The 19,560-nt window shown below is 64.8% G+C and carries 20 protein-coding genes and 2 pseudogenes; 7 read left to right on the top strand and 15 right to left on the bottom strand.

Annotated features, from left to right (window positions below):
- Positions 1-67 precede the first annotated feature (67 nt).
- From ATB1_RS24625 to ATB1_RS21800, 3 genes and pseudogenes are all read left to right on the top strand, one after another.
- Positions 68-521: pseudogene (locus tag ATB1_RS24625) on the top strand (IS5/IS1182 family transposase); the annotation flags it as partial.
- 138 nt (positions 522-659) lie between these two features.
- Entirely contained in the window at positions 660-1,484 is an 825-nt protein-coding gene (locus ATB1_RS17090; RefSeq protein ID WP_042665854.1) for an IS5-like element ISHvo1 family transposase, read from the top strand.
- Between the two features lie 95 nt (positions 1,485-1,579).
- Complete coding sequence (locus ATB1_RS21800; protein WP_128081497.1) at positions 1,580-2,386, top strand: hypothetical protein; 807 nt, start codon at positions 1,580-1,582, stop codon at positions 2,384-2,386.
- 142 nt (positions 2,387-2,528) lie between these two features.
- On the opposite strand, the gene ATB1_RS17085 is transcribed toward ATB1_RS21800, so the two are convergent.
- Positions 2,529-2,807, bottom strand: coding sequence for a winged helix-turn-helix domain-containing protein (locus ATB1_RS17085; protein WP_241768323.1), 279 nt, complete (start codon positions 2,805-2,807; stop codon positions 2,529-2,531).
- Between the two features lie 532 nt (positions 2,808-3,339).
- Between ATB1_RS17085 and ATB1_RS17080 the strand changes: the two genes are divergently transcribed.
- Both ATB1_RS17080 and dpsA read left to right on the top strand, forming a co-directional pair.
- Positions 3,340-4,392 (top strand): site-specific integrase, encoded by a 1,053-nt coding sequence (locus tag ATB1_RS17080; protein ID WP_042665852.1) that lies wholly within the window; start codon positions 3,340-3,342, stop codon positions 4,390-4,392.
- Between the two features lie 571 nt (positions 4,393-4,963).
- Positions 4,964-5,494 (top strand): DNA starvation/stationary phase protection protein DpsA, encoded by a 531-nt coding sequence (dpsA, locus tag ATB1_RS17075; protein ID WP_004065235.1) that lies wholly within the window; start codon positions 4,964-4,966, stop codon positions 5,492-5,494.
- 134 nt (positions 5,495-5,628) lie between these two features.
- Here the strand turns inward: dpsA and ATB1_RS22560 are convergent, their stop codons facing one another.
- From ATB1_RS22560 to ATB1_RS17035, 9 genes and pseudogenes are all read right to left on the bottom strand, one after another.
- A complete protein-coding gene (locus tag ATB1_RS22560; protein WP_004973301.1) occupies positions 5,629-5,796 on the bottom strand; it encodes a hypothetical protein in 168 nt (55 codons plus the stop codon).
- 108 nt (positions 5,797-5,904) lie between these two features.
- Positions 5,905-6,339, bottom strand: a complete 435-nt coding sequence (locus tag ATB1_RS17070) for a metal-dependent transcriptional regulator (RefSeq protein WP_042665851.1) — start codon at positions 6,337-6,339, stop codon at positions 5,905-5,907.
- Positions 6,336-7,148: a hypothetical protein gene (locus tag ATB1_RS17065; RefSeq protein ID WP_042665850.1), complete on the bottom strand. Its 813-nt coding sequence runs from the start codon at positions 7,146-7,148 to the stop codon at positions 6,336-6,338. The genes ATB1_RS17070 and ATB1_RS17065 overlap by 4 nt, the downstream gene beginning before the upstream one ends.
- A gap of 156 nt (positions 7,149-7,304) precedes the next feature.
- Entirely contained in the window at positions 7,305-7,754 is a 450-nt protein-coding gene (locus ATB1_RS17060; protein ID WP_042665849.1) for a DUF6069 family protein, read from the bottom strand.
- Between the two features lie 145 nt (positions 7,755-7,899).
- Complete coding sequence (locus tag ATB1_RS17055) at positions 7,900-10,713, bottom strand: aconitate hydratase (RefSeq protein ID WP_042665848.1); 2,814 nt, start codon at positions 10,711-10,713, stop codon at positions 7,900-7,902.
- A gap of 108 nt (positions 10,714-10,821) precedes the next feature.
- Positions 10,822-11,004, bottom strand: a complete 183-nt coding sequence (locus tag ATB1_RS17050) for a hypothetical protein (protein WP_042665847.1) — start codon at positions 11,002-11,004, stop codon at positions 10,822-10,824.
- A 10-nt stretch (positions 11,005-11,014) separates the two neighbouring features.
- Positions 11,015-11,438, bottom strand: a pseudogene (locus ATB1_RS17045) (hypothetical protein).
- A gap of 70 nt (positions 11,439-11,508) precedes the next feature.
- A complete protein-coding gene (locus ATB1_RS17040) occupies positions 11,509-11,775 on the bottom strand; it encodes a glutaredoxin family protein (RefSeq protein WP_042665846.1) in 267 nt (88 codons plus the stop codon).
- A gap of 73 nt (positions 11,776-11,848) precedes the next feature.
- Positions 11,849-12,274, bottom strand: a complete 426-nt coding sequence (locus ATB1_RS17035; RefSeq protein WP_004970423.1) for a CopG family ribbon-helix-helix protein — start codon at positions 12,272-12,274, stop codon at positions 11,849-11,851.
- Positions 12,275-12,536: 262 nt separating this feature from the next.
- Between ATB1_RS17035 and ATB1_RS17030 the strand changes: the two genes are divergently transcribed.
- Both ATB1_RS17030 and ATB1_RS22555 read left to right on the top strand, forming a co-directional pair.
- Positions 12,537-13,034, top strand: a complete 498-nt coding sequence (locus ATB1_RS17030) for a hypothetical protein (RefSeq protein ID WP_042665845.1) — start codon at positions 12,537-12,539, stop codon at positions 13,032-13,034.
- 151 nt (positions 13,035-13,185) lie between these two features.
- Positions 13,186-13,353: a hypothetical protein gene (locus ATB1_RS22555; RefSeq protein ID WP_167344134.1), complete on the top strand. Its 168-nt coding sequence runs from the start codon at positions 13,186-13,188 to the stop codon at positions 13,351-13,353.
- 39 nt (positions 13,354-13,392) lie between these two features.
- On the opposite strand, the gene ATB1_RS17025 is transcribed toward ATB1_RS22555, so the two are convergent.
- From ATB1_RS17025 to mutS, 5 genes are all read right to left on the bottom strand, one after another.
- A complete protein-coding gene (locus ATB1_RS17025) occupies positions 13,393-14,046 on the bottom strand; it encodes a DUF6663 family protein (protein WP_042665844.1) in 654 nt (217 codons plus the stop codon).
- A 71-nt stretch (positions 14,047-14,117) separates the two neighbouring features.
- Positions 14,118-15,074, bottom strand: a complete 957-nt coding sequence (gene kdgK1 / locus ATB1_RS17020) for a bifunctional 2-dehydro-3-deoxygluconokinase/2-dehydro-3-deoxygalactonokinase (protein WP_042665843.1) — start codon at positions 15,072-15,074, stop codon at positions 14,118-14,120.
- Positions 15,075-15,162: 88 nt separating this feature from the next.
- Positions 15,163-15,465 carry a hypothetical protein gene (locus tag ATB1_RS17015; RefSeq protein WP_042665842.1) on the bottom strand — a complete coding sequence of 101 codons (303 nt, stop codon included), beginning with the start codon at positions 15,463-15,465 and terminating at the stop codon, positions 15,163-15,165.
- Positions 15,466-15,574: 109 nt separating this feature from the next.
- The gene (gene mutL, locus ATB1_RS17010) at positions 15,575-17,806 is read right to left on the bottom strand and encodes a DNA mismatch repair endonuclease MutL (protein ID WP_042665841.1); all 2,232 of its coding nucleotides are present in this window, start codon (positions 17,804-17,806) and stop codon (positions 15,575-15,577) included.
- Positions 17,803-19,560, bottom strand: a 1,758-nt coding sequence (gene mutS / locus ATB1_RS17005; protein WP_042665840.1) for a DNA mismatch repair protein MutS, incomplete at its 5' end; no start/stop codon positions are given. The genes mutS and mutL, both read right to left, overlap by 4 nt.

Genomic DNA, 19,560 nt, shown 5'->3' with positions numbered 1-19,560 from the left:
CCCTCTTCGATTTCAGAGCAGCAGCTGAACTGTATCAACAATCTCCTACAGAAGAGCGTACTACGTTTTCGACTGCGGGAACGAGAGCAAGTACCACTGCTGCCGGACAAATTATCGCGTTCAGACACTCAAAACGACGGCTCTCATCGATACAGAATTCTGGCGGTTCTCAACGTTCATTATACAACGAGAAAACTTACGACACAACTCGGCTGTGCAGGTCGCCTACTGCAACACAGTTGACCTGCACAACCTCGTCGCTGACAAAGGATCGACTTTGCGATTGCGCAAAAATCACAAGAAGAAGGTGTGAGACCGCTTAATGAAAGTTACATCTTCTAGATCATCGACCAAACGCATAACGCGCGAGTCAATGGGCCTCGATACCAGCAAAGGTCGATATGTGAGACCCTCTTCTCACCAATCGCACGCAGTGGTGACTGCGTGTGGGGAACTGGTATTGAGATTTCCATGAACCCGTCGAATGTGCCGTTCACAACATCAAGCGATCCATGACATAGCGAAATCAACCTCAGTATAGTAGTTCGCCAGAGCCTCACGAAGCTAAAATGGCACTCTTCGGCTCTGGTGAATCACTAGACGGCGTCGGTTTCGACCGGTAGAATTTGGAAGATGAAGCGGGAAACCGTCGATGCTCTATGTCGAAAATCTCCCGCTTCACGAGCAAAGCGGTCACGTTGGCTAAAAATGTTGTTGGTGACCGAGGCGAAGTCGCCGCCCCCGAAGGGGGTGGCGGCTTCGCCGACTACGCTCTCGTATCACTGCACTGTCTGCGGATTTACCTCGATGAGTCGTACCGCAACGCACTGGATCTGCTGAGCGAAATGCCGCATATTCTCGCCGAGATCGGCCTCGAAGAGGGCGATCTCCCTGATCACTCGACGCTCGTTAAGGCGTTTGATAGGTTTCAGATGAAGGTCTGGCGAGTGCTGCTGCGCCTGTCGGCGCAGTTGCACGACCCCTCGGGTCACGCCGCCATCGATGCCACCTTTTTCGACCGCGAAAACGCTAGCAAGCACTACTGCCGCCGCACGAATTATCGCGTTCAGACACTCAAAGCGACGGCTCTCGTCGATACTCAAACCCAAGCTGTTCTCGACGTTCATTGTACGACCGAGAAAACCCACGACACACAACTCGGCTGGCAGGTCGCCTGCCGCAACGCAGGCGACCTGCACAGCCTCGCCGCCGACAAAGGCTACGACTGGATGGATTTACGCGAGAAACTACGCGAGGAAGGCGTGAGACCGCTGATTAAACATCGTATTTTCCGGCCCATCGACCACGCGCATAACGCGCGGGTCGATGGGCCTCGATACCGCCAGAGATCGATGTGTGAGACTGTCTTCTCGTCGATCAAGCGCACGCACGGCGACGCCGTGCGAGCGCGAACGTGGTACCGTGAATTTCGTGAACTCGTTTTGAAATGTGTCGTTCACAACATCAAGCGTGCCGCAACATAGCCAAATCAACCGCTGTATGGCGATTCACCAGAGCCCTTGATTTGCCAATCCCTCCTTTAGAATTTATTTCAAATCTGTTTCTAAATCTCACCTTTTTGTGGACCGATGTCGCAGCAATTGATTCGCCTAGAGATTACGCAATCAATGCTGCTCTCTTCTCCGTAGTGGCGACAGCGGCATTACGTTCATCAAGTAGAGATGCCCCTTCTCCAACGGTTACAGCACTTTTGACTTCACCACCGGTGGCTGTTTGGTGTACCATTCTGACAAAATGGTCAAGGAATAGATACGGTGGAATACTTCTCAAATTAGGTAAGATATTCTTGGTATTCGTCTTCTGGGCGTCAGCTATCCTTGTCTATTTCGCATATATCGTCGTCTACGTGACTTCTTCAGACACATCTATTTTCATAATAACATTGACCTTAATACTCACTGGTGCCTCATTCGGTGCCATTCTTGGGAAATTCAATGGTGTAGTTTCATCATCGGTAAAGAATTCTAGAAATAAAATCAGTTTACACAAAACATGGACACAAACTAAGTGGATTGTGGGTTTAAAAGCTATTGTCCTCCCAGCGTCATTTATTGCAGGAATCTCTGTCGCTGTTCTGGGAGAGTCCTTACAAAATCCCTCTTTTGGTGTGCAATTTGCATACTATTCAAGTTCAATTCCGATAACTATCTTGCTCTTTCTAACAACCGGGATGCTTCTACAAATAATTGGACAAGAACTATCTGAGATATACAACGTAGATCTTCCAGAAGAGTACAATAACTGGTCTGTCCAAGGACTATCTCTGCGAATGAGCATTTATACATCTAGCGATAAGACGAAAGAATATGGCGATTCTCTTCCAGTTGAAGTTGCTGATGCCTTGAGAGGGGATGATCAGGAGTAATCGAACTGTGGAAATATTGGCAAAAAACCATCTTTGCTAATTCAAACCAAATCTACCATTCCATTGAAACTGATTGATGACATATCTGTACAACTCACCCAGCCACCCGCCCCCTTTACGGGTAAGGGTGGTGGGTGCTTGCTCACTCGCTGTTCTCTAACTTGGCGGCGTCGATCTCTCCGGCGAGATAGGCACGACCTTTCTCAGAAAGTCGGTAAATTGCTCGCTCCTCGTCGTGGTACTCGACCAGCTCGTGGTCAAGGAGTGTCCCAAGATGTTCGCGGACGGTTGTCCGTGCATAATCGGTGTTCTCTGCAATCAGGGCTGGTGTAAGAACGAGTTCGTCGTTCCCCTCGTTCTGCAGTCGCTCCAGTATCGACCTGTCCGCAGGCGTCATCCAGTCGGCAAGAGGAACGCGCATGGATTACAACTACATTGATATAGTAAATCTATTTTCATCACTACGAACTTCGTATTAATTTGTATCTAAAACCTTCAGAATTGTGGGTAAGTATTAAGTCACTCACCTACAGTCCTGTTGGTATCGGAAGCTACACGCGACGTTGACTGTTGTTCAGTCGGCGTCAGAAGCGGACCCGGTGATGCAACACCGGCCCGCGGTGGCTCCCGTAATCGAGGTACGGAAGCATGTTTGCCTACACGACTCGGGCTATTGAAGCCCCACGACGGACGGCTGTTGACAGACTGACAGAAATCAGTTTCACTTTCGCTCAAACGTACACTTTCACTCCGCGGCTATGGCTCAGTACTTTACCTAGCCCCCTCGAATGGATTACCCGGCTGACGGTCCCTTTCGAGGGCGCGTACCCTACCAAAAGCAGCGCCCTCGACCCGGACCGCGGCCTCACAATGGAAGCCATGATTCAGTTATCGTACCCCGGTTGTAAGCGTAGCGAATGGGCCGGAAGTGAATCCGGTTCGGAGGTGATTCGATGAGCGACGAGCTCGACCCGATTACTCCGGAGTCGGCGATGTCGTACTACCTCGATGCTCGTCGATACGACCTCTCAGACGACACACTCCAGTCCCACCGGTACCGACTGAAATCGTTCGTCCGCTGGCTCCAGTCGCCGGACCACGGGTCGGGCGAAGTGATGAACATGAACGACGTGGACCTGCGGACGGTTCACGCGTACCGCGTGTTCAAGCGTGAGGAGAATTTCGAGGGCGACGAACCGTGCGCCGCGGTGACGATGAAAGGGCAGGTCTCGACGCTTCGGACGTTCCTGAGCTTCATCGCTGACATCGAGGGCGTCTCGGAGGAACTCGCCGAACGCATTCGGATTCCTCGGATTGACGACGGCGAGGGCGTTTCGGATGCTGTGCTCGAGGCCGAACGTGCGCGCTCGATTCTCGATTACCTCAATCGCTGGGAGTACGCGACCGTGGAACACGTCGCGCTGTTGCTTCTCTGGAGAACGTCGTGCCGGCTCGGTGGACTGCGGGCGCTCGACGTGTCTGACTTCGACCGCGAGGAAAACGCGCTGTGCTTCCGGCATCGACCGGCGACTGGGACTGGCCTGAAGAACGGGACGCACGGCGAACGCGACGTATCGCTGAAGCCGCACGTCGCGAAGGTCGTCGGGGAGTACATCGACGGTCCGCACCGCGACCGGGTGACCGACGAGCACGGGCGGGCTCCGCTGATTACGACGAGTCACGGCCGGCCGTCGACGACGACGATTCGGATGTGGTGCTACAAGTGGACGCGTCCGTGCGAGATCGGCGAGGGCTGCCCGGACGACCGGGACATCGAGGACTGCGACGCGACGTATTTGGAACACGCGAGTACGTGTCCGTTCTCGGTTTCGTCGCACCCGTTCCGTGCTGGCTCGATTACTGCGTATCGCGATGCCGGTACTCCTCGGGAGGTGCTGTCCGACCGTGGTGATGTGAGCGAGACGGTTCTGGAGAAGCACTACGACCGTGCTTCGTCTCGCCAGCGCATGCGCCGCCGACAAGACTTCATCCCGGACGATTTGTAAGGATGTTTAAATACGCACTTCCGGGCCACGTGGGTCGGGCGAGAGTCCAATATGTCAAAACCCATAGGGCCCATACGTTCTCCACACGGAACCGAGCCTACAGCGCATCGTCTGATTCTGTACGATACCGCCTCTGTCCCGACCGTTCGAAACACGAGTGTTCCGCTCGATAGACGTGAGTCGAACGAATCTCTTGACGGATCCCGCCGCCGCCCCCCAGTCTGTAGAGCCGACGGCAGCGGTCGGGCGACTACCTGCGAACCCCGTTCTGGCCGCGCTCCAGCGCCGCCCGTCTTCGACCGGAGTAACGAACCGGTAGTGAGCCGCGTAAATCGACACCCCACGAGACGTCGCGCCAACCGCTCAAAAATACATAATAGATGTGGTATATCTGGTCTATCTCTCGCCGACAAGTAGATTCGTCGCTCCGCGCCGTGTGTCCTTCTCACACGCATGACTCAGCGTTTTAGAAGCAATCTAGCTGATTTAGCAAACGACGTTTTAGGCCACACGAAAAATTGTTTGTTCTCGGATAAGTATTAAGTGGCCTCAGCCCCAACTACTGATTGTAATGAGCACGCAGAAGTCCGTCCTCAAGGAAGCAGGTAGCGTCGGCGACAACCCCGTTCGGCTCGACACCGAGAAGGCCGAACAGATAATCGAAGCGCTGAACACCGACCTCGCAGACGCGTACGTCCTCTACCACCAACTCCACAAGCACCACTGGAACGTCGAGGGCGCCGAGCACCTCCGCATCCACGAGTTCCTCCAAGAGGCCTACGAGGAAGTCGAGGAGGCAGCGGACGAAATCGCAGAGCGCCTCCAGTCCATCGGCGGCGTCCCCCACGCCAGCATGCCGGCGCTGAGCGAGGCGGCAACCGTCGAGCCCGAGGACGAGGACGTCTACGACATCCGCACGTCGCTCTCGAACGACCTCGAGATGTACGGCGACATCATCGAGAGCTACCGCGAACACATCGAACTCGCCGCGGGTCTCGGCGACCACGCGACGGCGCACATGCTCCGCGAGCAACTCATCGAAATCGAAGAACACGCCCACGTCATCGACCACTACCTCGAAGACGACACGCTCGTCCAGTAAGCACCGCCGCCGACGCGTCGGAGGACGACGCCCCCGTTCCGACGTTCGACGCTTTTTGTCGCCGTGACATTCGCGAGCCGTAGCCACCGCGCTCTTCACGTTCGCGTCGCGTGCGCTCCGGTTCGAACGGGACGCTATCGCGTCACGTCGACGGTCACGTCGCTCGAAATCCAGCCGTCGCTGTTGCCCGACTCCATGAACACCGATTTCCCCGGACCGCCCTTGCAGACGGATATCTCGGGGGAGTCGGGTCGGTCCGGTTCCGACGCGGATTCAGCGTTCGACTGCGTACCAGCGGCCATTACGAGGGTTTAGGGAAACCTAAAACAAAAAGGGTGCGGTTCCGCGGCGGTATTTGCGTGGCATTTGTTGACAATCATCATTATCGGGCCGAGTTTACCGCGACGCGTTCAACTCGCGGGGCTGTCGGGAGAGGGTTGCGACGCCGATTCGGCCGCCTCGGTCGCTTCGCCGCGGTTGTCGCCCCCGCGAAGCAGCGTCGCCGCGAGCCGTTCGGCAACCGTCGGGCTGACGTTTCCGACCAGTTGCATCGCCTCGTCCTCGTGGTCGTCGACGCCGAGTACGTCCCGACAGAACCGCGAGAGAATGCGGTAGGTGTCGTAGAGTTCTTCGGCGGCGTCGCGGCCCTCGTCAGTGAGTGTCGCGCCCTCGTAGGGCTCGTAGCGAACGAGCCCCTTCGCGTCGAGGTTCTGGAGGCGCTCCGTCGCAGCGGGCGGTGAGCGGTCGAGCGCGTCGGCGACGTAGCCCGGCGAAATCGGCGTCTCCTCGCCGTCCTCCCGCTCGGCGATGTACAGCGTGAGGAGGTACTGCGGCGCGCCGATCATACGCGGCGGACGAGGTGGTCGCGAACGGCCCGCTGACAATCCACGCAGACGCCCACCACGCGGGCCGCGGCCGTCAAGACCGGATAGTCGGTCGCGCGGTCCTCGTAGAGATACTCAGCGAGAAACCGGTGGTCGATTTCGACCGACGCGGTGTGGCGGGTCGCACCGTCGAGATGCCGTTGTCGCTCGCGGACCACCCGGTCACACGCTTCCCGGTGCTCAGCGAGCGTCTCGTGACGCCACCGGAGAGCGTCGAATCCCAGTTCCGAAAGCGGCGTCGCGTCCGCCCGCCCCAGCCAGTTCTCGCACTCGTCCAGCACGGCGAGCGCCGCTCGGAGTGACCGTTCCTCGGCGTTGAGCGCCCGGCACATCCCGTCGAGGCCCCGTTTCCGGTCCGTCGCCGCCGACACGACCGCCTCCTTGACCGCCGGTGTAAAGCGGCTCCCGGCGTCCGGGGAGAGCACCGTCGCGACCTCCGGGCCGAACTCCTCGCGAATCGTCACCGCGAGCGGCTCGGACCCGTTAACGTCGGAGACGCTGTGAGGCCGTATCGTCTCCGCGAACAGCTCACGGACCCGCTGTCGCCCCGGCCCAGCGCCGGCGTCTCGTCGCGTCGCCGTCGGCACTGGCGCGGTCCCGCACGCGGTCGCTCGGGCCGTCCCTGCCGGCGGGTGGTCCGACTGTGTTGCGAGCTTTCGAACGCGCCGTTCGAACCGCTCGACTGCCCGCCGCTTCGCCAGCACCTGTTCGCGCTCGCGTTCGACGCGGTCCAGCGCGTCCCTGACGCCCGCGGTGCGCTCAGTGTTCATCTCAGTCTCCCTGCGAGGGTGCCGTCGCCGCGGTTGCCTCGGAATCCGCTCTGGTCATACCATTTAGGCCAACCTAAAACAACATAGTGTCTTCGGTTTTTAGGCCATCCTAAATGGAAGTGACACGGGAGTGCCGACGCGTCGAACGTCAGTCGGTCACTCGTCGGTCGCGTCCGGGCGTTTCCCCTCCGGAACGCCCCAGCCGAGTTCGGTGAGCGACGCCACACAGACCGCCGCGACCACGACGTGCATCAGCATCAGTACGAGGACGCCCGGCACCGTCGCTCCGGGGTCGACGTACAGGAGTCCGAGGTCGGGTGCGAAGGACGCCACGAGCACCGCGACGGCGACCCTGAAGAACGTCCGGTCCGCGTCCGCGACGCGGCCCGCGAGCAGCCCGTAGACGAGCGTCGCCGCGACCGCACCGGTGGCCGAGAGGAACACGACCGGCGGGTACGAAAGCGGTGCGAACGGTTCGACGAGGCCCGTTTCGAGGACGAGCGTCAAGAGGAGCGCGTTCGCGACGGTTGCGACCGCCGCGGTCGCCGCTCCGCGACGCATGAGGTCCGTCCACGTCGGGCGGACCGCGGGTGTCACGGTTGCCATGCCATCACATAGCACTCCGTGGCTGATGAATCTACGCGTCTTCGGCGGTTCGTGATTCTCGGTGAGTCCGACGCGTGGGTCGGAGGCGGCCGGCCGCCGGTCCGACTCAGTCCCCTAACTCAGTTCTCCGACGCAGCGTCCTGACTCAGTTCTCGGTCAGGAGCCGACGGAGCACGTAGTGGAGGATACCGCCGTTTTCGACGTACGTCACCGCGGCGGGCGTGCCGACCTGCGCGGTCACGTCGAACTCGATTTCGGTTCCGTCGTCCGTCGTGGCGACCACGGTCAGTTCGTCGTTGACTTCGAGGCCGTCGTCGAGGCCGCGGATGTCGAACTGCTCGGAGCCGTCGAGGCCGAGCGACTCCCACGAGTCGCCGTCTTCGAACTGGAGCGGGAGGACGCCCATGCCGACGAGGTTGTCGCGGTAGATGCGCTCGTAGCTCTCGGCGATGGTCGCGCGGACGCCGAGGAGGTCCGTGCCCTTGGCCGCCCAGTCGCGGCTGGAACCGGTCCCGAACTCGACGCCCGAGAGGACGACGAGCGGGGTCTCCTCCTCGCGGTAGCGCTGGCTGGCCTCGAAGACGGTCGTCTCCTCGCCCGTCGGGTGGTGAATCGTGTAGCCGCCCTCCACGTCGTCGAGCATCTGGTTTTCGATGCGGACGTTGGCGAACGTTCCGCGCATCATTACCTCGTGGTTGCCGCGGCGGGAGCCGTAGGTGTTGAAGTCCACGGGGTCGACGCCGTGGTCCATGAGCCACTGGCCGGCCGGCAGCTTCGACCCGAACGGCCCGGCGGGGCTGATGTGGTCGGTCGTCACCGTGTCGCCGAGCGTCAGGAGACAGCGGGCGTCCTCGATGTCGGAGACGCCGGGTTTCTCCAGCGGGAAGTCCGTGAAGAACGGCGGCTCGCGGATGTAGGTCGACTCGTCGTCCCAGTCGTACACGTCGCCGGTCGGCGCTTCGAGCGCCTCCCAGCGCTCGTCGCCCTCGAACACCTCGGCGTACTTCTCGCGGAACATCGACGGATCGACGCTGTCGTGAATCGTTTCTCGAATCTCGTCGGCGTCCGGCCAGATGTCGGCGAGGTAGACGGCGTTGCCCTCGTCGTCGGTGCCGAGCGGGTCGGTTTCGAGGTCGATGTCCATCCGTCCGGCGAGGCCGTAGGCGACGACGAGCGGCGGGCTTGCGAGGTAGTTCGCGCGAATCTTCGGGTGGATGCGCGCCTCGAAGTTGCGGTTGCCGCTGAGGACGCTCGTCGTCCACAGGCCGTGTTCGTCGATGGCGTTCTCGATGGGTTCGGGCAGCGGCCCGGCATTGCCGATGCAGGTCGTACAGCCGTAGCCGACCACGTCGTAGCCGAGCGCTTCGAGGTGCGGGAGCAGATCTGCCTTCTTCAGGTACTCCGTGACGACGCGGCTGCCCGGCGCGAGGCTCGTTTTGACGTAGTCGGGCACGTCGAGCCCCTTCTCCAGCGCGTTGCGCGCGAGGAGCCCCGCGGCGACCATGACCGAGGGGTTCGAGGTGTTCGTACAGGACGTGATGGCGCTGACGACGACGCTCCCGTGGCCGATTTCGACCGTCTCGCCGTCGAGGTCGACCTCGACGCGCTTCGTCAGTTCGCCGAGGTCGGGCTCCTCGGGTGCCGCCTCGGGCGTCTCGGTCAGCGTCCCGCCGTCGCCCGCGAGTTCGCCGTCGCCGCCGTCGCCTCCCTCGCCGAGCCAGCGGGCGATTGCCTCCTCGTCGACGTCGTCGACGACCTCCTCGAACTCGCCGTGGAGCAGTTTCCGGAAGTGCGTCTTCATGTCGCCCATCGGGACGCGGTCCTGCGGGCGCTTCGGCCCGGCGAGGCTCGGCTCGACCGCCGAGAGGTCGACGTCCACCGTCTCCGTGTACTCGGGGTGTTGCTCGCCGAAGAGGCCCTGCGCGTCGAGGTACTCGCGAACGAGTTCGATGTGTTCGGGCTCGCGGCCCGTGAGTTCGAGGTAGTCCAGCGTCGCCTCGTCGACCGGGAAGACGCTGATAGTCGACCCCTGTTCGGGGGCCATGTTGGAGATGGTCGCCCGGTCGGGGACGGAGAGGTTCCCCACGCCGGGGCCGAAGAACTCGACGAACCGGTCGACGACGCCGACCTCGCGGAGCTGTTCGGTGACGTGCAACACGAGGTCGGTCGCGGTCGCGCCCTCGGGGAGTTCGCCGTCGAGTCTGACGCCGACGACCTCGGGGAGTTTCATCGTGATGGGCTGGCCGAGCATCGCCGCCTCGGCCTCGATGCCGCCGACACCCCAGCCGACGACGCCGATGCCGCCTATCATGGGCGTGTGGCTGTCGGTGCCGACGAGCGTGTCGGGGAGGAGCCAGCGGTCGCCGCGCCACTCGCGGTCGTGGACGACGCGCCCGAGGTGTTCGAGGTTCACCTGGTGGACGATGCCCGTGCCCGGCGGGACGACGCTGAAGTTGTCGAAGGCGTTCTGCGCCCACTTGAGCGCCTTGTAGCGCTCGGCGTTGCGCTCGTACTCCAGTTCGACGTTCTTCTCGTAGGCGTCGGGCGAGCCGAAGAAGTCCACCTGCACGCTGTGGTCGATGACGAGGTCGCAGGGCACCTCGGGTTCGACGATTCTCGGGTCTTTGCCGGCGCGGTCGGCCGCCGACCGGAGCGCCGCGAGGTCGACGACCGCGGGCACGCCCGTCAGGTCCTGTAGCACCACGCGGGACGGCGTGAACGGGACTTCGACGTTCGGCACGTCCGGCTCCCACGAGGCGGCGTTTCGCACGTCCTCCTCGGTGACGATGTCGCCGTCGACGTTCCGAATCACCGACTCCAGCAGGATGCGGATGCTCACCGGCAGCCTGTCGAGTTCGCAGAGGCCCTGTTCTTCGAGGACAGTCAGGTCCGCCATCTTGTACGTGGTTCCGCCGTGTTCGAACTCACGGATGGCGTCCAGCGTATCTCCATCGCTCATGGTCGACAGGTAGGGTCTCCGCGGGCTTGAATACGGGACTCGTTCTCACGTCGTCGGAATCGAGGCGAACGGAGGGGCAGAACGGTACCATCTACAGGGGGCCGCGGCTCACGGCGACCGTGGGCGAGACTTTCCCAGTTCGCCGGCGACGATGACGCCGCCGTGTTCGAGAAGCGCGTACGAACAGTCCCAACAGCTGTACCGCAGGTCGTGGCCGCGGGCGACGGCCACGTCGGCGCGCTCGCCGCAGCGGTAGCAAGTCCGGTGGTCCGCCGGGTGGATGACGCGCATCGCCCTCGAACTACTCCTCGGGGACGCCCGCGACGCCGACGAACTCGTTGACCTCGTCTTGGACGTACCGGCGGACGCGCTCGCAGTAGTCCCACAGGAGGTCGTTGAACTGCTCTCGCTCCGGCTCGGTCAGGCTCTCGCCGCCCCGGGACCACGACGCCGGAATCGTCGGGGTGTCGGGTGCAGACGACCGAAATCGGGTGGTTCTTCGGATGTCCCATGACGACGGCGTACTCGTCCGTGCCCCAGTAGCCCGTCGCTCGCCGTCGCCCGCGAGTTCCGCGTCCACCTCGTCGAGAAGCTGGTCGCTCCTCGGCCGTGACGGCGGCGTCGTCCCCGGCGAACAGCTCGCGGTAGGCCCGGTCGCGGGCCGTGTACGTCCACCCGTCGAGCCGCTCCCGCGCCCCTCGAAGGAGTCGTCTATCAGCTTCCATGGGTACCAAAAGGCGCGCCGAGGTGATAGGCGTAGGCCCGTTTCGCCCCGTCTCCTCCCGTCCCGTCGATTCAGTCGAGCGACCGCGCCGCGGTCAGTTTCTCCCTGAGCCGGTCGGCGTCGACGCGGAACTTGAACGCGGGTCGGCCGTCGACGTAGACGTACGGCACGCGCTCGCCGTACGTCTCGCGGAGTTCGTCGTCGGCGTCGACGTTCACGAGGTCGATATCGACCGGGACGTCCGCCTCCGCGGCGACGTCGCGGACGGTCGCCTCCGCCTCGTCGCAGAGGTGGCACTCCGTGCGCGTGTAGATGACGATGGGGACGGCGTCGCTCATCGACGGATGTCGTCGCCGCGGCCTGTTGAGTCTTCTCGTCGGCGTCGTCCCCGGCGGCGGTTGTCCCGAACCGTCAGTCCTCGACGATGCCCGTGAACTCGTCGACCGGCATCACCGAGTAGTCGACGCTCAGCGTGTCGCGGGTCGCGCGAATCTTCCCGACGAACGTCGAGATGTCCGAGAGCTGTCCTTCGAGGACGAACAGCTCCATGCAGTAGTGGTTGCCGACGTGGTTGTGGAAGTTCGACTTCACGAGGCCCTCGTACTCGTGTCGCAGGCCCATCATCCGCTCTTCGACGGCGGTCGTCTCGTAGTCGAAGATGACGGTGACGACGGCCATCAGCTCGCGGTCTTCGAGCTTCTTGTCTTCGAACTCGCCGAGGAGGTTTCGGGCCGCCTCCCTGACGACCTCGCTTCGCCCCGTGTAGCCGTGCTCGCCGGCGAACGAGTCGATTCGTTCCAGAAGCTCCTCCGGCATGGAGACGCTGACGACGGTCATATATTAACTCCGATGGGTAATCCTATTAAAGATTCGTATCGCTCCCCGAATCGTCTTCGCTCGCGCCGCGACGGGGGAACGGTGCCTGATGTATCTGTTGGCCGACCCCGCCGCGGATATCGGTCGCCGATTCGCGTCGAAACCGCGGCTGACGGGGGTTTCGTCCGGGTGTTCTGCCGCCGTCGGCGTTTTCGATTCAGATACCGGAGGCGAACTGTTGATATAGGAGAAGCGACCAGTCACAAATCGATCGAATCCTCGTATGGCGACAACATCCGAACCCGGACTCTCCGAGACGCGAATTCACGAGGTACTGAGTAACGACCGCCGTCGGATGGCCATCGAGTTCCTCCAAGGCGGCGACCTGACCCTCCGAGAACTCTCGGAGCGCATCGCGGAAGCCGAGACCGGGGAGTCGCCGCCGCCGCGAAACATCCGACAGAGCGCCTACGTCTCGCTGCAACAGACCCACATCCCGAAGCTCGCCGAGCTCGACATCGTGACCTACGACGAGGAGTCGAAGGTCGTCTCGCTGGCCGAGGCCGGCGACGTGACGGTCTACATGGAAGTGGTCCCCGAGGGCGAACTCTCGTGGAGCGAGTACTACGCCGCCCTCGCCGCGCTCGGAATCGTCCTCATGATCGCCGTCGTCGTCGGCGTCCCCGTCGTCTCGAACGTCGGCGCGCCCGCCCTCGCCGCGCTCGTTTTCGCCGTCCTCGGCGGCTCCGCGGTCTACCAGCGTTGGTCACAGGAGCGCTGACGCGCTTCGTCGCCCCGCTTTTCTGTCGATTTCCCGTCCCCCGCCCTTCGCAACCGGCCGGACTCCCTTTCGACCGCTCGACGCTCGGAAACGACGGGACGCCGACGCCCGCCGGCGTGACAGTTAGGTCGTCTCCGCCACGACTCGGCGTATGCACGACTCGGACGACCCGGACGGGCCGCCGACGGTCTGCGACGAATGCGGCGCGAGACACTCGTTTCGGCGGCGGTACGTCACCGGCGGCGGCTGGCGAACCGTCTACCGGTGTTCCGAGTGCGGGTCCCGCGCGTCGAGCGACGCCGACGACGGCCCCGCGTGACCGAGCGAGTCGCGGTGGGAGTTGGCGGCGACCGCGGCGTCAGCAGTAGGTGTCGCGCATCGTCCGCGCGAACAGCCCCTCGCGGTCGAGCGCGATGGCGACGAGGACGAACTCCTCGTCGAGGGGGCGCAGGACGAACACCTCGCGGGGCGCGTCCGGCGCGTCGGTCTCGTCGTCGAGGCGGTCCAAAAGCGGGTCCAGCGGGACGACGCCGTCGCCGAACTCGTCGAACAGGTCGCGCGCGCCGGGCTGTTTCGCGAAGGCGTAGAGCACGGCGTTCGGGTCGCCGTCGGTGCCGTAGGTGACGCGCGAGCCGATGGCCTCGCCGTCGCCGGTCGCCCGCCACGTCTCGCGGGCGGCCTCGAACAGCCCCGTCGCGGCACCGACGAATCGCTGGAATCGGGTCCGGTCGACGGACTCGCTCACACGTCCGCAAAGCGCGGGTCGCCGTCGTCCCAGCGTCAGCGTGGCCTCGATTTCGTTGCCGGGTTCGAGCGCCGAGACGCGCTCTGCGAGGTCGCCGTTGTAGCCGGTCTGTGGCACGTAGGTCGGCGAGTAGGCGTCGTCGGCGTCGGTCTCGACGGCCGGGTCGGTCCAGTCGACGCGCTCCTCGGGGAGTTCGAGCAAGAGGAGTTCGTCTCCGTCGCGCGGACTGCGATAGACCCGGAACCGGCCGGTCGTCGTGACCTCCATATCGGCGGCTACTGGACGGACGGAAATACGCCTGCCGGTCGGCCGTCCGGTCGTCTCCTCGCCCGTCGGCGTTACCGCGAGATGCCGTCGCCCTCGTCGGCGACGACGCGCTCGACGTCTTCGGGATTGACGATGGCGATGTCCCCTTCGATAGTCCGCTTGAGCGACGCCGTCGCCGACGCCCACTGCAGCGACTCGGCTACGCTCCCGCCGGCGAGGTGCTTGGCGAGGTAGCCGCCGACGAAGGCGTCGCCGGTCCCGATGGCGTCGAACGTCTCCGCCTCGTAGACGCCCTGTTCGGACACCGTTCCGCCGGAGACGGCGAGCGATCCCTCCTCGCCGCGAGTGACCACGACGGTTTCGATGTCGTAGTCCTCGGCGAGGCCGCGAGCGACCGACTCGGCGTCGCCGTCGCGCCCGAGGACGGTCGCCGCGTCGCGCTCGGCGGCGAAAAGCAGGTCGACGGAGCCGAGCAGTTCGCGGTAGGCCTCGGCGGCCTCCTCGGGCGACCAGAGCTTCGTCCGGTAGTTCAGGTCGAAGGCGGTCATCGTCCCGGCGTCCCGCGCCGCGTCGAGCACGTCGGCCGTGGTCTCGCGGAGCGTCTCGGAGAGCGCGGGCGTGATGCCGGTCGTGTAGCACACCTCGGCGTCGCGGACGGCGTCGAGGTCGAACTCGTCCGTCTCCAGCGTCGTCACGGCCGCGTCGGCGCGGTCGTAGACGACGTTCGTCGGGCGCGGGGCCGCCCCGTGTTCGAGGTAGTACACCCCCTGTCGGGAGTCGTCGGCCCAGACGACGCCGTCGGTGTCGACGCCGTGGCTCCGGAGTTCGCTGACGATTCGCCGGCCGAGCGGCGAGTCCGGGAGCTTCGAGCACCACGCGGCGTCCCGTCCGAGTCGGGCGACGGCGACGGCGACGTTGCTCTCCGCGCCGCCCGCCTGCACTTCGAGTTCGCGGGCGGTTTCGAGTCGCTCGCCACGCGGCGGCGACAGCCGAAGCATCGTCTCGCCGAAGGTCACGAATGCGGTCATGAGAGGCCGTTCGCGGGCGCGATATAAACCTCCGGCGTTGCCGTCGAACGAAGCGCCCGCGGTCGATTCGGCCGCCCTCCCGGCCGGGTCACGCGGAGGTCAACCGTCTGACGAGGTAGATGAACGCGATGGGGATGCTCAGGAACGGAACCGCCACGAGGTAGTACACGGGTGAGGGAACCCAGTCGCTCTCGCGGGCGAGGTCGAGTCGGTCGACGTGGAGCGCCAGCGGCCCGACGACCACGGCGGCCGCCGTCCCGTAAAGCCGAATCGCCTGCCCGACCGCGTCGGCCCACGGCGGCACGCTCGGCCCCGTCGCCGCGGTGAAGAGGTACGAGACGACGAGCACCAGCGGCCCGAAGCAGATGCCCAGAAAGACCAGCGGGTTCATCGCCTCCACCGTCTCGGTGCCCGGACTTGAATCCTCGCCGATGCTATCGCTTCCGAGAATCGGCGGCCGGGTCGCGGACAGCGGCGGGCAACGCGACCGACCCGCTCGGTTACTCCTCGCTTCGCCGCCCGCCGTGGCCGGGGTAGTCGCGCTCGAAGCGCGAGGCGATTTCGTCGCGGTCGAACTCGACGATGACCGGTCGGCCGTGGGGGCAGGCGTAGGGGTTCTCGCAGTCGTCGAGCGCCGCGAGCAGGTCGAGCACGGAGCCCTCCCGGAGCGACGTGTTGCCCGTAATCGAGGGGTAGCACGCGAGGTCGGACAGCAGTTCGTCGGCGACGGCGTCGACGGTCTTCCGGCCGCCGTCGACCTCCTCGCGGACGAACGCCGTCAGCGCGTCGCGGAGCAGTTCGGGGTCGAGCGCGGCGTCGAACACCGCCGGCACGGTCCGCACCGAGACGGTCCGCTCGCCGGTTCGCCCGGCGTGGAAGCCCACCTGCGCCAGCGCCTCGCGGTACTCCTCGAACAGCGCCGCCTCCCGCGCGGTGAGTTCGAGGTCGACCGACTCGGCCAGCGCCTGCGTCGGCGTGTCGCCTTCGACCTCGCCCTTCAGGCGCTCGTAGTTCACGCGCTCGTCGGCGGCGTGCTGGTCGACGAGGACCAGCCCCTCGTCGGTCTCGGCGACGATGTAGGTGTCCGCGAGTTGGCCGATGATTCGCATCGACGGCAGCGAGTCGAACTCGGGCGAGAGGTCCGCCTCCTCGCCCGAGAGGTCGCGCTGGGTCGTCGGCGCGGCGATGCGCGAGGGAGGGCTTCGGGACGCGTTTTCCTCCCCCTCCGACTCGGCCGACGACGCCGCGTCCGGCGTCGGTTCAGATTCGTCCCCGTCGTCGGTCGAAAGCGACGACTGTTCTGTCGTCTCCGGCCCCGGCGCGAGGTCGTACTCGCGGGGCGGCGTCGGCGGCGCGGACGACGGGTTCGAGGTCTGAGCGGGCGATTCGGCGGGCGTCTCGGTAGTCGAACCGGACGCGTCGCTGTCAGCCGAATTGTCGGAACCGACTCCCGCCCCCCGTTCAGTTGCAGGCGTGGTGTCCGGGTCGGCGTCGTCGGTCGCGGTCGCGTCCGAGTTCGCCCGAGCGCCCGACTCGCGGGCCGCTCGTGACTCCCGAGCCTCCCGCGCCGACTGCACGTCCCGCGCTGACGTGGGTTCCGCGTCGTCCGATTCGCCGTCTGACGCCGACTCCCGGACTTCGTGGGGGTCCAGTTGCGCCGCGTCGTCGTCCGACGAACCGGGTTCGATAGCCGCCTCGTCGGCTTTCGACCGGCCCCGCGGGGCCGACGACCGGACGAGACCGTGGCTCAGGAGGGCGTCTTCGACCGCCTCGGTCACCTCGCGCTTGACGCCCGCCTCGTCGTTCCAGCGGACCTCCATCTTCCGCGGGTGGACGTTCACGTCCACGGCGTCGGGCGCGACGTCGACGAACAGCACCGCGAAGGGGTACCGGTCGGCGTCGAGTTGGCCGCCGTAGGCGTCGAGGACGGCCTCGCGGAGCACGCGGTCGGTGACGTAGCGGTCGTTGACGAACGTCGAGAGGTAGTCGCGGGCGCTCCGGGTCGTCTCGGGGTGGCTCACGAGCCCCGAGACGGAGACGCCGGGGGCGTCGTGTTCGACCGGGACCATCGACTCCGCGACCTCGCGGCCGTACACCGAGAGCACGGTCGATTGCAGGTCGCCGCGGCCCTCCGTGGCGAACACCTCGCGGTCGTCGTGTTCGAGCGAGACGGCCACGTCGGGGTTGGCGAGCGCGTAGTGGGTGACGACCGCGTTGACGTGGTCGAACTCGGTCGCCGTCGTCTTGAGGAACTTCCGGCGGGCGGGCGTGTTGTAAAACAGGTCGTCGACCTCGACGACGGTCCCCTCGGGACAGCCGGCGGGTCGAATCGACTCGACCTCGCCGCCCTCGTATTGCAACTCGGTTCCCACGTCGCCGCCGCGGGGCTTCGACCGGATGGTCAGCCGCGACACCGCGCCGATGGTGTGGAGCGCCTCGCCGCGGAAGCCGAGGGTGCCGACGCCGGCTTCGAGGTCCTCGATGTCGCCGATTTTGCTCGTCGTGTGCTCGCGGACGGCGAGTTCGAGGTCTTCCTCGCTCATGCCGACGCCGTCGTCGCGGATGCGAACGCCCTCCACGCCGCCGGCGTCGACGGCCACGGAGATGCGCGTCGCGTCCGCGTCGAGGCTGTTTTCGAACAGCTCCTTGACGACCGAGGCGGGTCGCTCGACCACCTCGCCGGCGGCGATGCGCTGGATGGTCTTCTCGTCGAGCTGTCTGATGTCGCTCACTTTCCGTCACCGCCGTCCAGCTTCGACTGCCACGCCTGCACCTTCGCCATCAGGTCCAGCGGCGACGTGTCGTTCACGTCTGTCGATTGCAGTTCGTCGAGGACGGCCTCTGTTTCGGGGTCCAGCGCGGCCGCGGCGTCCGCCTCCGTCTCGGAACCCGCGTCGGCGAGCGCACCGACCGACCCGTTTCCGGTCGCACCGTTCGCGGGCGCGCCGGAGCCCGACGAGTCGCCGCCGGAGCCGCCGGCCTCGGTGACGTTCATCTGCCCGCTTCCCACGTCGAAGACGGCCTGTACGGGCTCCGAACTGCCGGAGCCCTTCGCCTCGATGGCCTTCTCCTCGCGGAGTCGGTCGAGCACGTCGGCGGCGCGGTCGACGACCGGGCGCGGAACCCCCGCCAAATCGGCGACGTGAATCCCGTAGCTCCGGTCGGTCGGCCCGTCGACGACGGTTCTGAGGAACGTCACGTCGCCGTCGCGCTCGTCGGCCGCGACGTGGACGTTGGCGACGCGGTCGAGGTGGTCCGCGAGGGTCGTCAGTTCGTGGTAGTGCGTGGCGAACAGCGTCTTCGCGCGCACCTCGTTGTGCAGATACTCGGTGGCCGCCCACGCGATGGAGATGCCGTCGTAGGTGGCGGTCCCGCGGCCCACCTCGTCGAGGATGACGAGCGAGTCCTCGGTCGCCGAGTGGAGGATGTTCGAGAGTTCCTGCATCTCCACCATGAACGTCGAGCGGCCCTGCGCGAGTTCGTCCAGCGCGCCGACGCGGGTGTAGATACCGTCGACGACGCCGACGGTCGCCGAGCGGGCGGGGACGAAACTGCCGACCTGCGCGAGGAGCGTGATGAGCGCCGCCTGCCGCATATACGTCGATTTGCCGGACATGTTCGGCCCGGTGACGATGAGGAAGCCGCGCTCGTCGTCCATGTGCAGGTCGTTCGGGACGAAGTCGGTCGTCGTCTCCACGACCGGGTGGCGACCGGCCTCGATGTCGAGCGCCCCGGCGTCTGTGAGTTCGGGGCGCGTCCAGCCGTTGCCGGCGGCGTGGGTGGCGAGCGACGCCAGCGCGTCGATTTCGGCGATGGTCCGGCCCACGTCCTGTAAGAGTTCGGCGTGCTGAGCAACGCGCTCGCGGAGGTCCTCGAACAGTTCGTATTCGAGGTCGCCGCGGGCCTCTTCGAGCCGGAGAATCTCGCGTTCCTTCTCCTCTAACTCCTCGGTGACGAAGCGCTTGGAGTTCTTGAGCGTCTTTATCTGCCGGTAGTGGTCGGGCACCTGGTCGGCGACCGACTTGCCGACCTGGATGTAGTAGCCGTCGGTCTTGTTTCGGTCGACGGTGACGTGCGAGAGGCCGTGGGCCCGCTTCTCGCGGTCGGCGAGCGTGTCGAGCCACGACTTCGCCGACTCGTGGCGCTCGATGAGGTCGTCGAGTTCGTCGTCGTAGCCTTTCTGGAACAACCCGCCCTGTGTGACCGTCTTCGGCGGGTCCTCGGCGAGCGCATCGGCGAGTTCCGCCCTGAGGTCGGCCGCGGCGTCTCGGTCGGGCCGCGCGACGACGTCCGCGAGCGGGGAGTCCGCGAGTTCGGTCCCCTCGATGGCGTCGGCGAGCGCGGGAAGCACAGAGAGGGTGTCGCGGACCGACAGCAGGTCGGACGCGCCGGCGCTCCCGGACGCCGACCGGGAGGCGAGCCGTTCGAGGTCGTACGCCCCGTCGAGCACCTCGCGGACGCGCTCGCGGGCGAGGGCGGCAGACGC

The sequence above is a fragment of the Haloferax sp. ATB1 genome (assembly GCF_000730175.1).
This window is presented reverse-complemented; position numbering and strand designations above follow the sequence as displayed.